The sequence below is a fragment of the Ligilactobacillus sp. JN-6 (Y).1 genome, from assembly GCF_058111525.1.
The window spans coordinates 1,243,443-1,257,443 of the sequence record NZ_CM176599.1; the positions used below are offsets into that span (position 1 = coordinate 1,243,443).

Below are 14,001 nucleotides of genomic sequence, written 5' to 3' on the forward strand. Positions count from 1 at the left end.
GCGGGACTAGGTAAAATTGTTTTTAAGTCCTTGTACTCTCAGTTAATTTATGAAATTTCTAAGATACAAAACAAACTTTTATATGACCTTGAAAAAATTACCAATAGATGCTATGTTGCAGATAAGGAAAGATTTGATCATCACAGTCAGATGTTAAAGTGAAACTAGATGTGTTGGGCCTTAAAAATTGGTTGGCGTTTCGATAAGGGAAGATGATTTTTATCATGATAGTCTTAAAGTTTAACGTTCCATCTCCAAAGGATGTCTATAAGGAAGCCAAGGAAAAACTCAAAAAGCAAAAAAAGAAGAAGAAAACAAAAGAAAAGGGACCAATTGCTGTACCTGTCTAGGACAGCAAAATAATTTAGAGACTTAAAATTTGAATCTCAGTTGTAATGGCACTATCCTATTCATGGGTAGTGTTATTATTTTTGACAAGATAATAGGAAATTGGTTATATTGAAAAAGATTTTAAAAATGGTGGTGTTATTTGATGGATAAAACATGGATCGAACAGTTGCCTTTAAGTGGGATCAGCCAGATCCAGCCTATGGCGGGTGGAGATGTTAATTTGGCCTATCGGGTCGATACTTCTGAGGGGCCGTATTTTTTGTTAGTGCAAAAGGATCAAACAGCAGACTTTTATACGGGCGAAATAGCCGGTTTGAAAGCATTGTCAGCAGCCGACGTTGAAGCACCGAGAGTGATCTCTAACGGGCAGATCGACGGTGATGCGTATTTATTGCTTAACTATCTGAAACAAGGAAATCGCGGCAGTCAAGCTCAATTAGGCCGTCTAGTCGCTAAGATGCATCACTACTATAGTCCGAATAATAAATATGGCTTTTCTGAACCATATCAGGGAGCTAGTATGACTTTCGAAAATAAATGGACTAAAACCTGGTCTGAACTTTTTGTTGATCAAAGGTTGGATCAATTAAGAGATGCCTTGGTCGATAAACATCTATGGTCTAACTCATCTTTGACTGAATATGAACAAGTTCGTGCGATCATTGTGGATGCTTTGGCTCATCATAACAGTAAACCAAGTTTATTACATGGTGATTTTTGGGGCGGTAATCATATGTTTCTAGAAGATGGCCGGCCGGCATTGATCGACCCATCTGCATTCTATGGGGATCGTGAGTTTGATATTGGTTGCAGCTTAGTATTTGGGGCTTATGATCAAGAATTTTATTCCGCCTATCAAGAAGCATATCCATTGGCGGAGGGATATCAGAAACGCTTGAATTTTTATAGTCTGTATTTGTTGATGGTTCATTTAGATAAGTTTGGCGGGATGTACGCTACGGCAGTCGACAATACTATGAAACGTATTATTGCTGATGCATAGCTGCCTTTAGCTAGAAAGATATTTAATTTTAGCAAATTTATAAGTTTTAATTTCGACATTTTCTGCGTGGCAATGTATAATGAGAATGTACTGGAAATGGTTAACCGGTATAAATTTATTCGCGTCAAATTTGATGTTTAGTAATGCACACAGAAGTTCCCAGCCGGTTACTGGGGACTTATTTTTTTAACATGTAGTTATTAGTAGACATAATAATATTTTATAATAATGAAAAATGATTTGGAAAAGAGGAATAACAATGGACGGAAAAGGGCAAAAAGCGTCTGGAAAGAGTCAAGAAAAAAAATGGTCGGCTTCGTGGTTTTTTAGTTGGGTGATAAATAGTCGCTTTGCTGTTGCAATGTTAGTTATTTTATTAGTGGCCTTGATCATATTGGTTTTGAGTAAAATGCGCTGGGTCTTTAGTCCACTCACTATTATTCTAAACACTGTAGCCTTGCCGATCATTATTGCGGGGGTCTTTTACTATTTACTAAATCCGTTAGTAGATTGGGCTGAAAACAAATTTCAAGCCAAACGTTCGCTGATAGTAACGATCGTTTTCATTGTCTTAGCATTGTTGATCGCATGGGGAGTTGGTTCACTGATCCCAGTGATCCAAAGCCAAATTAAAGATCTGTTAGCTAACTGGCCAGATTATTGGTCTAAATTAGAAGATTTTGTTGTTAGCCTTTTCTCTGCCGATGGTCTCAAGGATCTGCAAAATAAACTAAGTACGATCAATGGCGATATGGGAGAATTTTTCAAGCCTGGTAAAGCACTGAACTTCTTACCTAAATCTCTTGATTCGATCGGTAGTATTATTTCGCGGATCACCTCAGTGGTTATTGCTATCGTAACGGCACCGTTGATCTTATTTTACTTATTGAAAGATGGACACGAATTGCCTGATTATTTAGTTGGGTTCTTACCTAACCGGTACCGCCTAAATGTTAAAGATATTTTTAAAAGTATGAATTCGCAGCTGAGTAACTATATTCGTGGCCAACTTGGCGTAGCATTTTTTGTTGCCTTGATGTTTTGGATCGGTTATATGGTCATTGGGCTTAAGTTTGCTTTGTTATTAGGAATAATTGCCGGACTTTTGAACTTGATCCCGTACTTGGGTTCATTTTTGGCGATGGTACCTGCGATCGCCGTTGGGTTGTTCACTTCTCCGTTTATGTTGGTCAAAGTTTTGATCGTATTTGTAATTGAGCAGACTTTAGAAGGACGCTTGATCTCACCATTGATCTTAGGTAATAGTATGAAGTTCCATCCCTTAACAGTTCTGTTTGTGTTACTTGTTTCTGGTAAGATCTTTGGTTTACCCGGTGTCATCCTGGGGGTGCCAGGCTATGCCGTTATCAAGGTCGTTGTTTCAACATACTTTACTTGGTTTAAACGTAGTCATCCAGATCTTTATGTCTCAGAACAGACGAGTCTACACGATATCTCCAATGAAGACGAAAAGTAGCAAGCGGTATCCTTTGACTTGACCTTTAGCTGAATATTAGAATTAATAATATATGATTAGGCTTTAGTATCAGAATAACTTTGAAAGGAAGATCATTCAATGAAAGTTTTCGTAATAGGTGCTGGTGGAAATGTCGGTCGCTTAGTTGTTGAGCATCTAAAAGATGAAGGTGACCAAGTCACTGCTGGTGCACATAGACAAGAACAAGTTGATAGTTTTCGTCAACAAGATGTTCAGTCTGAGGTTTTTGATTTGTTAAAACAACCTGAAGAAATGGCCGACCAGTTAAAGGGGTTCGATGCTATTGTATTTTCAGCTGGTTCTGGTGGTAAGACCGGCGATGATATGACTATGTTAGTTGACCTTGATGGTGCTGTTAAAAGTATGGAAGCAGCCGAACTTGCTGGTGTAAAAAGATTTGTAATGGTCAGTGCTATTTTTGCTGAAGACCGGTCTAAGTGGGTCACTATCAAACCATATTATGCTGCTAAATACTATGCCGATGAGTGGCTGCGGAGCAGGACATCGCTGGATTATACTATCCTAGAACCAGGTGGTTTAACCTTTGATGAAGAAACAGGTAAGGTCACGACTGATGTTCCAGAAAAAGGGGGATCGATCAGTCGGGCAGACGTTGCTGCTGCAGTTACAGCTAGTCTACACACTGATTCATCGATCGGGAGGATCATTCCATTGATCAACGGTGAGACACCGATCGCAGAGGCAATTGAAAAAGCTAAGTAAAAATTTGGTTATTAAAAAGTCGTGTCTGACTTCCACAAGAGGAGGTACCGACACGACTCTTTTTTATTAATTTTCGTTAAATTCTTGATCGAAATTATTAACGGCATCTACTGAACCAATTACCGCCAACATGTCCTTGTAATGAATAATACTGCGGGCATCTGGATAAACATCGACGTGATCCTTTTGGATGATGGCGATCACGTTGACATCAAAGTTATTCCTTAATGAGAGTTCTCCAAGTGTTCTTTCAGTGTATTGGTTTTTGTTGACTTCCACTTCGGCTAAAGTTACATCTTCACTGAGATCCAAGTAGTCAATGATATGAGGTTGACGATGATGCATAACGATCCTTTTTGCCATATCGGATTCGGGTTGCACGATTTGATCTGCTCCGATCCGCTCCAATATCCGAGCATGGCTGCGGTCTTGCGCTTTACATATCAAGTCTTTCACTCCTAGGTCCTTACAGTTTAGAGCCGATAAGACACTAGCCTGAATGTCAGAACCAATAGTAATAAAGACATGATCAAAGGCTTCGATGTTTAATTTACGTAATGCTTCTTCATCTTGAGCATCCGCGATAACCGCCTTGTTGGCAATGTTCATGTAGCGGTTGACCAGTTTTTCCTTGGTATCGATCGCCAAAATCTCCTGGTTTTCAGCAGCAAGCTGTTTACATAAGGCTCCGCCAAATTTGCCCAATCCAATGATCGCGTAGTTTTCGTCAGCACGTGTGACATGATTTTTATTTTTAAACTTATCCATTTCAGAAACAGGGTTTCAGCTCCTCTCAATGATGTATAAATTGCCGGTATATCAACATTTAACATTTTTAATTGTGCAATGGTTTGTAGCTTTTTGCAACTTCTGTTAGTCAAAAGTTAGTCAAAAATGATTTAGAAATCCACATAGGCAGTAAACTTTTCAGGTATACCAATTTTCTGTTGATCAGTGACCGCGGTATAGATATTTAGGGTCGTTTCAATCTTACGATGTCCGAGCTGAGTTTGCAACTCTTTGGGCGTCATACCGCCATATATTGCCAATGTGGCATAAGTGTGACGGAAGCCATGCGGAGTTATCCGTTTAATTTCAGCAGCCTTAGCAATAGCTTTATTCTGTTTTGCAACGCTAGTCAGTTGTAACAGACTATTGTGCATGTTGGTAAAAACCAACTGTTCAGGCTTCAAAGTATTATAACCAAGAATAAGCATTATTTTTCGTTGATCAAGTTGCCACTGTTTCAAAATGTTGGCCGTCTTTTGATCAATGCCGATCATTCTGTTACTCTGTTCAGTCTTAGGACGTTGAATCATAACGCCATGTACACCGTTAGCACGTGTTTTACTAATGCTTAGGGTATTTGTACTAAAATCAATATCAGACCACGAGAGGGCACATATTTCGCCAATACGAGCGCCTGTGAACGCCAATAACCTAAAAAGCGGGTAGGCTTGCTTATTTTGATATTGCTTAGCAGAAACCATAAACTTTTCTAGTTCCTCTTTGGTGTAATAATTATCCTCGGGCGCTATTCTTTTAACGATTTTATTTTGTTGGCGTTTGCTCGGGATAGTGACAGCGTCCAACGGATTATCTGTGATATATTTCAGGCGGATCGCATACTTGAATACTCGTGACATGTAATTGATCACAGCTTGATAACTTTGATATGAGCTATTGAACCAGTCGTTTATCACATCTTGACATTGCGTAACAGTGATCTTACATATTAGACTATCTCCAAAGATTGGCAGAACTCTTTTACTGAAATAATACATAATAGTTTGGTAAGTCGATTCTTTAACCGTTAGCTTGTAATTTTCGAGCCAAGCAAGGTATACTTGATTAAAAGTTAGATATTGATTATTCAAGAGGCTTTCACGCTGTAACTGCTTTTCTAAGGCAGCCGCAGCAGTGGAGGCCTCTTTTTTTGTGTCAAAACCGCGACGGGTTTTAATGAGCTGTTTACCGTTATCATCTCGACCGGTAAAGAGCTGAAATTTCCATTTAGTGCCTTTTTTAGTTTGGTACTTGCTGTATGATGCCATAATACATTTTCCTTTCATAACGCGCAGCTGGCTGGCAAGCGGTTATCTATAGAAGATGTAGTTATTTGTTATTGAGTCTATCTAAAATGTCATTCAATTTTTTTAATTTTTCAATGTCAGATTCAAGCATTGTTGATTTACCAGGCTTGAAATATTTTGAAGTGTCTAACATTTCATCTAAAAAATTGGTCCAACTAATAACATACTTTTCTCTTTGCTTTTGTGTTTCTTTTTTTTGTTCCTTGAATAAGTTAATAGTTTCTTGATTGATATGTTTTCTTTCCTCATCAACTATTTTCGACATTTCTTTTTCATCCTGGTATTGATCGTACGGAACTTGCATCAGTTGTATAAATATTTTAACCATGCCAGAAAAGATTACTTTTTGATTGTCGTTATCTGCTTTAATAACGTCAGAATATTTTTCATCAAACTCATTTATTAAGTGATTAAATACCTCGTTTTTGTCGTGTGTATTAAAATCAGAAACTCCCTGTAAATATGGAACATTCACATCAAAATATTTTGCAAGTTTCATCCACGTTAGTAGTTTAGGCTCTCTTTTTCCATTTTCATATCTACTAATAGTATTATCACTAACCCCCACCGCCTTTGCGACTTGTTTTAGTGTTACATTTTTTTCTTTTCTCAATTCAGCAATTCTATTTTTCAAAAGCAAACACCTCTTTTCCTACAAAATAATAATAACATGTTCCAACCGATTTGGGAGAAAAAAGATTTGACATTCTCCATTTTGTTTGGTTATAATGACCACATTGGGAGTGACCAAAACGGGAGAGAGGTGATTTATATGAAACTTACCAATGATCAAATTGTTGCTATAAAGCGTAAAAGAGGGGAATTAGGGCTTTCCATAAGTCAATTAGCTCAAGAAGTCGGAGTTAGCCGCTGGACACTAAACAATATTTTTAAGCATGAACAATCTAATGTTCGGTTAAGTACATTCAAAAAACTCAACGACTGGTTAATAAAAGAGTATGCAAATTAATAATACGAGGGGTTGTTTATATGCAAATGAATTTTGAAATGCCGGCAGAATTTGAAATAGAACTTCAAAACTCTGTCAGTAAAGTTGTTGCTGAAGTATTAAGCGGTACTGATCTAAGTAAACAAGTTCCTGAATATATGGGAAAAGGCGAGGTTTGCAAGTATCTCAATATTTCGCGGAACACGCTTGATACATGGATCCGCAAGGGCAAGGCACCAAGATATACGCTTATCGGTGGCACGTATCGTTTTAAGCGTTCTGAGATAGATAAATTTATGTTAGATCATTCAAAATAAAAAATAAACGCAGCTGGCTGGCAAGCGTGATCTAACAATTTTAAGGAGGTGATCAAAATGGTAACTATTTCAATGACAAAACTAATTTTTGCCCTGGTACTTTTAAGTATTGGTTGTTTTATAACAGGCGGTTGTTTTTGGCAAGAAGTTAATAAGAAAGGACGATAGCAATGCTTACCACATTAGTAATTGGGTTTGATGCTGGTTTTTTGGTGGCAATGCTAATCATTTATATACGTGATCGAAAACAAGTTGCGAAACTCAAACGTGAATTTGAAGAGTATGAAACAAGAAAGGATGTTAAATAATGGCAGACACAAAAAAAGCCTTGCTTGCCGACCAAAGCAAAAGCAAGGAACATCAAAAATTGTATCAACATCATGATACCACCGTTCAAGGCGGTGTTCCAGTCACAAGCGATTTTTTAGCAGATGAATCTAGCCAAGTCTTGAATGCTATAAACCAGGTCAAAATGATTTTTAATTATTTAGATCTAGTCGCCACATGCAATAGACGGGGCGACAAGGAAATAGGCTATTTCTTTTTAAATAGCGGCTTAGGTGATGTCTTGGATAATATCGAAGACATTCGAGGAAGCCTAGCAAAGATCTCTGATGATCTTTGCCCAGATGAATAGTAAAAACAGTTAAAGAACATCATATTGCGTAGATGTAAAAACGCAAGCACATAAAAATATCGTGACACCACACTTAAAAAGCTTAAAGGAGCATTTTTGTATGAAAGAAAAAAATAAGGGGGATGATTTCATCCTCTTAACGAAAGAAGATTTTTTTATTGAAAAACCAAGAGTTCAAAAATTTAGATGCAGCATTAGAACTTGCTAACAACGGTATAGCGGTTTATCCGACTGTACCAGGTAAGAAAGCACCGTTCAAAGGCACACACGCCCAGAAGGACGCTTCAAATGATCCTGAGCGGGTGTTTGAAATGTTTCAGGCACATCCTGAAGCAGATGTATCAATTAAGCTAGATGGCCTGATCGTGTTAGATATTGACAATCATCAAGGCCAACAAGAAGGCTTAACTTCACTCGGCCAAGCTAGCATTGAAGTACCAACTAATACGAGGATAGAGCGGACACCAAACAACGGCTTGCATGTTTTCTTCAAGTATAACGGTGAAAAATTCAATCATCTTGACATACTGAAAGGTGTTGAAGTTCGTGGTGATCAAATCAAGACGGTTCCTAGTGTTGGTTATGAGCTCACTAAGAGCAATGATATAGCTGAGGCGCCCGAATGGTTGTTAGAATACGTTTCTCAGGCACTGAAACCGAGATATAAGCCGACAAATGGCCATGTTCCTGGAGAAATAACTTTTGTTGGTAAAACGATCAATAGATTATTAGATGGCGCACCGGAAGGAAGCCGTAACAGTTGGCTCACAAAAGAAATTGGTTTTTTGATCGGTCAAGGTGTGCAGCCTTCAAAAATATATGAATTGATGTGGTGGGTCACAAAAAGCAAGTTGACCGGTCACGATCCAATTAAAAAGACCGAGTTTGATAATACGTTTAAGAGTGTCCTCAAGCTTGAACAAAGTAAGTTAGGGGGCGGCTTAAATGGATGATGAAGAGATCACACCGAAAGAGCTTGATGAGATAGATCAAAAATGGGCTGGGATACGTAGTGACGCTATTTTAAGCCTTAAAGCAAAAGCGTCTAGGTTTGATATAAATGAAGGCTTAAAGCCATATAACATTTATTCTGAAGAACTGCCTGAAAATTTTACCGGCACTGATTTTAAAGATGTGAATGACACAATAAAAACCAAAACACCAAGCTGGCTAAACGCATATTGGACAGCTAAAACGAAGGGCAAGGGCGAAAACGCAGTCACAGTCAATGTTTTCGTTGTTGATGTTAAATATTACAATTTAGCCAAAGCATTCATGAAGGCTAATCCTATGACAAGGTTTGATGATATGCCTGAGGGGGCTCAATACAAGCCGGAAACAGGAACGTGGGACATCATCAAAGGCAAAATGTTCACATTAGTTAAGCCAATGATAGATCAAGCTTTAGATAAGTGGAACATTCAAAATCAAAAACTAGAGTACAACGCCACTGACAAAGTAAAAAGTATGACCTACAACGGTGATATATATGGCAACCCTTTTAATGATCGTAACCCCGCATTGGCATCATTCAAAAATGGTGTGTTTGATATGGAAACAGGCAAGCTGTTAAGCAAAGACCCTAAATATTATCTTACGGCGCAGCATGATTACAATATTGAACTCTCACATGAACCAACGCCGGAAACAGAACGCTACATCAAAGCAATTTTAGGTGATGCTTATAACTTATTTTGCGAGTTTGTTGGATATGGTTTTTATGGTAGTTATCCAATTAACCAAGCGCTATTTATCCATGGTAAAGGTGGAAACGGTAAAACACAACTGCTCAATTGGCTAATCAAAAAAATATATAATGTCGAAAATGTGGCCACGATTGCGCCACAAGATTATAGCGGAGCTGGCTCGCAGTTCGTTTCCGCTGATTTATATGGTAAAGATGTGGATATCGTCAACGAATTAAGAAAAGGCATGATATACAATACCGAATCATTTAAAAGTCAATTAGGTGATGACCTTATAACAGGGCAATTAAAAGGCGGGCAAAGATTTAATTTTACTTCACACGCTACAACTTTTGTTGCCTCAAACTTTTATCCACAGTACAACGATAGTTCAGAAGGCATGGCCGACCGTTTTATTATTGTTGAAACAGTCAGTCCTAACTTTAGACGCAACCGTCAAGCTTGGGAAAATTTAAACATTAACTTTAAAACCATAGAACAGGAAAAACCACGCTTTGTATATCAATGTATGTTAAAAGCTATTCGAGCTATTAAGAATGGATTATTTACGATACCTGAGAGTGCTAAAAAGTCTACAAAAGAATTTCTTGCTAACAATGATAATCTAGGTCAATGGCTGGAAGAATATACTGATCAAACAAAAATCAATGATGATCGTGGTGAAACTGTTGAGGCAGCGTTTAATTCTTATCGTGAGTATGAAAAGAAAGTCTTGTCCACAAGTGTAGCCGATAAACTAACCAATATGAAAGAGTTCAGAAGTCAGCTAAAAACTCGAGGCTATACGATTGATAGGAGTTATAAAGGTTGGAACAAAAATGACAAAAGACAGCTTAGTAGAGTGATCGGCCTTAAATTAACAGCAACCTCATATATAAATAGTTAAAATATTAAAGGCAATGAACCAGTTCATAAGATGGCAAATAAGATGGCAAATATCCCATAACACCGCCGTTTAAGTGAGTAAGATACTTTTTTTTGATTTTAAATAGGGGGGTCAAAAAATTAAAAATAATAAAAAGGTGTGAGAGGTGTTAAATAATTTACTTTTTCCCATCTTATTCCCTTAAAGTGTTATGAACGTCGATATAACAATGTTTTTTATGAACCAGTAACCCGTCTTACAAGATGGAAGCTCCCGTCTTGTTCGTAGAAGAAGACCCTAACAGAATGGTATTTCAAGGAAACCTTTAGGATGGTATTTCATGAACTTACCGAAATGAGAAAGGTAGCCGATAGGCGAACAGAGATATTAAATTAAATGGAGATGTAATTATGACCGAAGAAACATTAAATAAGCTGCTTAGGATGATTATAGAGCAACAGCAAGAAATAGATGAACTGCTAAAGAAAACTACTCTGTTAGTGTGTGCCATACAAGAAATTGCAGACGATATAAACCGTCCATTTTTGAATAAGATCCCAGTTTTTGGAAGTTATCGTTTAACTAGATTGTACTTTGAATATGAGCATGCCATGGGTGAATACAAAAAGCTAGAACAAAAATGTGATACGCTGGTGTCTGTTAATCATGGCTGGTTATTGGATATTATGGAACATTGGCTTGAGGTAAGGCCACAGGATAAAAAATATTATGCAGCTTTAAAGCAACAAGCTAAAGACCAGGATGTATTTTCGAAAGAAGAATGGCGACAGATTGAAGCCGAGGAACAAGAAGAAATGACTGTCCACAGATAGGAGATTATGAATAACGATCTAAAATAAAATAGTCTTTTTGGGAGTGTTGTTAGAAATAGCAGCACTCTTTTATTAATTCAAGCTATAATTCAAGCTATAATTCAAGCTATTTTTGTGTATGCTAGGGCGATTTAAGCATGACAAACGCATAATTGCACCAAAGCATATTAAAAGCTCTTAGAACGCAAAATAAAGCCGTATATGAGTATGTATGAATTATAGCAATATTACTGAAATAAATCGGAAAGTTTATTTTACAGTTTTTGTATACTACAAGTCTGAAAATATGCTATAATGTATTTATAATATCAATACGACATCAATATGATATTAGGAGGTGGAGCAATGAAGATCTTTTATAATATCGAGATCAGGAAACTAATGCTAGAAAGTGGCATGACCCAGTCAGATGTGGCAAATGCGCTTGGTGTTTCTCCACAACGTATTTCAGCTATTATGGCTCAAGATATGAATGAACGACAAAAGCAGCGTTTCATTGACTTATTAGAGCCTTTGGCAGTCAAGAACAGGTATGAAATAGAGCGTATACGATAACGGAAGGGGGTACAGCATGACAGATCAACGGCGAGAACAATATAACCAGTTAGTTACCGAAGTTCAGCAGCAGCTGCAGACTGAAAAAGAACTTAACAGTCGTGTAGATGAGTTTCTTGATAATAATTGGACCTGGTGCATAGAAACATTAGCTCCGCAAGAAGTCAGTGATCTATTAGGTATTTCTGTGGAAGAGTTGTTTGAGATCGGTAAAGGCTAAAATGGCCGTTTTATCCTAAAAATAAGCTGAAACAGTACAAAAATAAGCAAAAACAACATGAAAGAGGGTGTAAAAATCAGTACGAATATTGATAAATTAAAGCCAAAACAAGAACGTTTGTTAGTGGCCTTGTTCACCGAAAACACCAACGAAGCAGCATATAAGAAAGCCGGTATCACTCATAATACAGGCTATAAATATTTAAACGATCCGACCTTTCAAAAACGTTATAACGAAATGAAACGTCTGATCATGCAAGAAACAACTCAGGCCATTCAACAGGCCAGCACAAGCGCTGTGAAAGTCCTTGTTGGTATTTTGAATGATACAGAGGCCAATAACAGCGATAAGATCCGTGTTGCGTCTATCATTCTTGACAACGCTTATAAGGCGCTTGAATTAGACGACATAACGGAGCGTATCGACAAATTAGAGCGTATGACAGATCAAGAGGGCGGATAGTATGAAATGGAGCACAAACAGCATACAGGCGCGTTTAAAGGACCTTGAAAGCAAGAATAAGGTTGATCTACCTGACATTTTTTTGATCCAGCCTTTAATTGACGGTGGTATTATTCTTATCGGTCAGCCTGACATTATCTTTAAAAACGAAAAAGATTTTAACCGTTATTGTGAAGACTATGAGGCAAATAAGAATCACATTTCTACGATCATCAATAATAGTATGGCGGTATTTGAGTGTACTAATGAGCCGGTCAGTAAGTTGCTTGAAGCCTCTGTTTATAGTGGTAGACATATTCGATCAATGACTAAAAAAGAGCGAGCCTACCGCAAGCAGCAATACGAACTGGGGCAAAGCAATAAACATGAATATTTTGCAGCTGACCGTGAGAAACGCAAGGACTTCTTTAAGTGATCCTTACATTTCTGAGGTCCTAAAAAAGGAAAGTATGGCAAGATTGGCAAGGCCCTAAAAAAAACAGGCGTTTGGGGTCCATTTATTACAAATAGCCCCTTGCAAATGCTTTTAGAATGGTATTTAAAATTAAGCTAGTATTTAAAGGGCAAATATTAGCATTATTCAAAGAAATAGACCATAAAATTATCTAAAAGAAATGAGGCAATTAAACATGAAAGATAAAAAGTTATTTCATGAAGATTTTTACAAAAAAGCAGTTAAAGACTATGAAGGTGCGTTACAGCATGCTAACACTAACATTCACCAAGGTACTTTAAAGAAGAGTGCTATTGCAGCTCAATTTGAGGAAGAACGTCAAAGTATTCAGGACGGCTTAGACCAAGGCTTTAATGACTTAATACAAGACCTTAACGAACGGCTCACTGCAAAGGTTAGTGACTATGAAAATGAGATCACACAGCAACAGCAAAATGACGGTGCAGGAGAACTTATCCGCCGACAGAACTTAAACGCTAAAATCAGTAATGCGGATCCGCAAGAGTTAAGTGATCTGATCAACGAACAAGCTCAAAAAGAAGTCGTTTCAGATTATGACTATTCTATTTTGAAAAAAGCTGTTGATGAACAGGGCAACGAAGAACATGCTTTTGCTGGTTTAACTAATCTTAGAAAGAAGTTGCCGGCCAATGTAGCCAAAAGCAAAAGTGAATATAAAGACTTAGAGCAACAACTTTTTGACGCTAAGTTCACGCTACCTACTAACCTATATATTCAAGATCAATCGGGCGAATATATCGGCCATGACATGCAGAGCGAATTTAATTTTTTGCTTAATGACTATGAATAAGTTGGTATTTCGGTAGGAGGTGGCAACGCTTGTTAGAAAGTAGCCTGAGAAGTCCATATGAGCCACAAAACGACTTAGTAAGGCCAATAGAGGCAGAGCGTTACGAAGAGGCTCTAACGGTGTATATGCACATGGACCGGCGTATTAAACAAGTGGCACGAGATAAAGCCACTATGATAGAGAGCTACCAAGCTCAGCCGGCTATACATTCTACTTGGAATTGGGATGAGAACGGCAACAAGGTTACTTACACCTCAATGGAAACACGTATTATAAATTATGTTGATCTAACGACCGCCTATGATGACCTACTGAATAGTTTGGTGTTTCGCAGGGAATCATTCCAAGACTGGCTAGAAACGCTCACAGAGTACGAGAAGGCCATTTTAGGGCGTGGGGTTGATGTGCTGTTAGATCATCAGGCCTATTTGAAGATTGAGGAGTTAGAAAGGCAAGTACCGGCTAAATATAGATTTTAGAAGGTTGCTTTTGTTAGCAGCCTTTTTGTTTTGCAATCTTTTATG

Annotated in this window: 20 protein-coding genes; 17 read left to right on the forward strand and 3 right to left on the reverse strand. The window is 37.8% G+C overall.

Annotation, left to right across the window (positions count from 1 at the left end):
- The first annotated feature begins 224 nt into the window (after window positions 1-224).
- The 4 genes from AC3XNE_RS05770 to AC3XNE_RS05785 all read left to right on the forward strand — a co-directional run bounded on the left by AC3XNE_RS05770 (window position 225) and on the right by AC3XNE_RS05785 (window position 3,575).
- The gene (locus tag AC3XNE_RS05770; protein ID WP_489831166.1) at window positions 225-350 is read left to right on the forward strand and encodes a hypothetical protein; all 126 of its coding nucleotides are present in this window, start codon (window positions 225-227) and stop codon (window positions 348-350) included.
- A 143-nt stretch (window positions 351-493) separates the two neighbouring features.
- The gene (locus AC3XNE_RS05775) at window positions 494-1,354 is read left to right on the forward strand and encodes a fructosamine kinase family protein (protein ID WP_489831167.1); all 861 of its coding nucleotides are present in this window, start codon (window positions 494-496) and stop codon (window positions 1,352-1,354) included.
- Between the two features lie 259 nt (window positions 1,355-1,613).
- The gene (locus AC3XNE_RS05780; RefSeq protein WP_489831168.1) at window positions 1,614-2,831 is read left to right on the forward strand and encodes an AI-2E family transporter; all 1,218 of its coding nucleotides are present in this window, start codon (window positions 1,614-1,616) and stop codon (window positions 2,829-2,831) included.
- A 99-nt stretch (window positions 2,832-2,930) separates the two neighbouring features.
- Entirely contained in the window at window positions 2,931-3,575 is a 645-nt protein-coding gene (locus AC3XNE_RS05785; protein WP_489831169.1) for an SDR family oxidoreductase, read from the forward strand.
- 66 nt (window positions 3,576-3,641) lie between these two features.
- On the opposite strand, the gene AC3XNE_RS05790 is transcribed toward AC3XNE_RS05785, so the two are convergent.
- From AC3XNE_RS05790 to AC3XNE_RS05800, 3 genes are all read right to left on the reverse strand, one after another.
- Complete coding sequence (locus AC3XNE_RS05790) at window positions 3,642-4,343, reverse strand: potassium channel family protein (protein ID WP_489831170.1); 702 nt, start codon at window positions 4,341-4,343, stop codon at window positions 3,642-3,644.
- A gap of 131 nt (window positions 4,344-4,474) precedes the next feature.
- Window positions 4,475-5,629: a site-specific integrase gene (locus tag AC3XNE_RS05795; protein WP_489831171.1), complete on the reverse strand. Its 1,155-nt coding sequence runs from the start codon at window positions 5,627-5,629 to the stop codon at window positions 4,475-4,477.
- A 61-nt stretch (window positions 5,630-5,690) separates the two neighbouring features.
- Entirely contained in the window at window positions 5,691-6,302 is a 612-nt protein-coding gene (locus tag AC3XNE_RS05800; protein WP_489831172.1) for a helix-turn-helix domain-containing protein, read from the reverse strand.
- 138 nt (window positions 6,303-6,440) lie between these two features.
- Here AC3XNE_RS05800 and AC3XNE_RS05805 point away from each other — a divergent pair, with 138 nt between their 5' ends.
- The 13 genes from AC3XNE_RS05805 (at window position 6,441) to AC3XNE_RS05865 (ending at window position 13,956) form a co-directional block, all read left to right on the forward strand.
- Window positions 6,441-6,638, forward strand: a complete 198-nt coding sequence (locus tag AC3XNE_RS05805) for a helix-turn-helix domain-containing protein (protein ID WP_489831173.1) — start codon at window positions 6,441-6,443, stop codon at window positions 6,636-6,638.
- A 20-nt stretch (window positions 6,639-6,658) separates the two neighbouring features.
- Window positions 6,659-6,934, forward strand: coding sequence for a helix-turn-helix domain-containing protein (locus tag AC3XNE_RS05810; RefSeq protein ID WP_489831174.1), 276 nt, complete (start codon window positions 6,659-6,661; stop codon window positions 6,932-6,934).
- A 170-nt stretch (window positions 6,935-7,104) separates the two neighbouring features.
- Window positions 7,105-7,242, forward strand: a complete 138-nt coding sequence (locus tag AC3XNE_RS05815; protein ID WP_489831175.1) for a hypothetical protein — start codon at window positions 7,105-7,107, stop codon at window positions 7,240-7,242.
- Complete coding sequence (locus tag AC3XNE_RS05820; protein WP_489831176.1) at window positions 7,242-7,571, forward strand: hypothetical protein; 330 nt, start codon at window positions 7,242-7,244, stop codon at window positions 7,569-7,571. The genes AC3XNE_RS05815 and AC3XNE_RS05820 overlap by 1 nt, the downstream gene beginning before the upstream one ends.
- Before the next feature lie 158 nt (window positions 7,572-7,729).
- The gene (locus AC3XNE_RS05825) at window positions 7,730-8,524 is read left to right on the forward strand and encodes a bifunctional DNA primase/polymerase (protein ID WP_489831177.1); all 795 of its coding nucleotides are present in this window, start codon (window positions 7,730-7,732) and stop codon (window positions 8,522-8,524) included.
- Window positions 8,517-10,163: a phage/plasmid primase, P4 family gene (locus AC3XNE_RS05830; protein ID WP_489831178.1), complete on the forward strand. Its 1,647-nt coding sequence runs from the start codon at window positions 8,517-8,519 to the stop codon at window positions 10,161-10,163. The genes AC3XNE_RS05825 and AC3XNE_RS05830 overlap by 8 nt, the downstream gene beginning before the upstream one ends.
- Before the next feature lie 389 nt (window positions 10,164-10,552).
- Entirely contained in the window at window positions 10,553-10,975 is a 423-nt protein-coding gene (locus AC3XNE_RS05835) for a hypothetical protein (protein WP_489831179.1), read from the forward strand.
- 345 nt (window positions 10,976-11,320) lie between these two features.
- Complete coding sequence (locus AC3XNE_RS05840) at window positions 11,321-11,530, forward strand: helix-turn-helix domain-containing protein (RefSeq protein WP_489831180.1); 210 nt, start codon at window positions 11,321-11,323, stop codon at window positions 11,528-11,530.
- A 16-nt stretch (window positions 11,531-11,546) separates the two neighbouring features.
- Window positions 11,547-11,750, forward strand: a complete 204-nt coding sequence (locus AC3XNE_RS05845) for a hypothetical protein (RefSeq protein ID WP_489831181.1) — start codon at window positions 11,547-11,549, stop codon at window positions 11,748-11,750.
- A 57-nt stretch (window positions 11,751-11,807) separates the two neighbouring features.
- Window positions 11,808-12,212 carry a phage replication protein gene (locus AC3XNE_RS05850; protein ID WP_489831182.1) on the forward strand — a complete coding sequence of 135 codons (405 nt, stop codon included), beginning with the start codon at window positions 11,808-11,810 and terminating at the stop codon, window positions 12,210-12,212.
- A 1-nt stretch (window position 12,213) separates the two neighbouring features.
- Complete coding sequence (locus AC3XNE_RS05855; protein WP_489831183.1) at window positions 12,214-12,627, forward strand: hypothetical protein; 414 nt, start codon at window positions 12,214-12,216, stop codon at window positions 12,625-12,627.
- Between the two features lie 214 nt (window positions 12,628-12,841).
- Window positions 12,842-13,477 (forward strand): hypothetical protein, encoded by a 636-nt coding sequence (locus AC3XNE_RS05860; protein ID WP_489831184.1) that lies wholly within the window; start codon window positions 12,842-12,844, stop codon window positions 13,475-13,477.
- Window positions 13,478-13,506: 29 nt separating this feature from the next.
- Complete coding sequence (locus AC3XNE_RS05865; protein ID WP_489831185.1) at window positions 13,507-13,956, forward strand: hypothetical protein; 450 nt, start codon at window positions 13,507-13,509, stop codon at window positions 13,954-13,956.
- The last annotated feature ends 45 nt before the right edge of the window (window positions 13,957-14,001 follow it).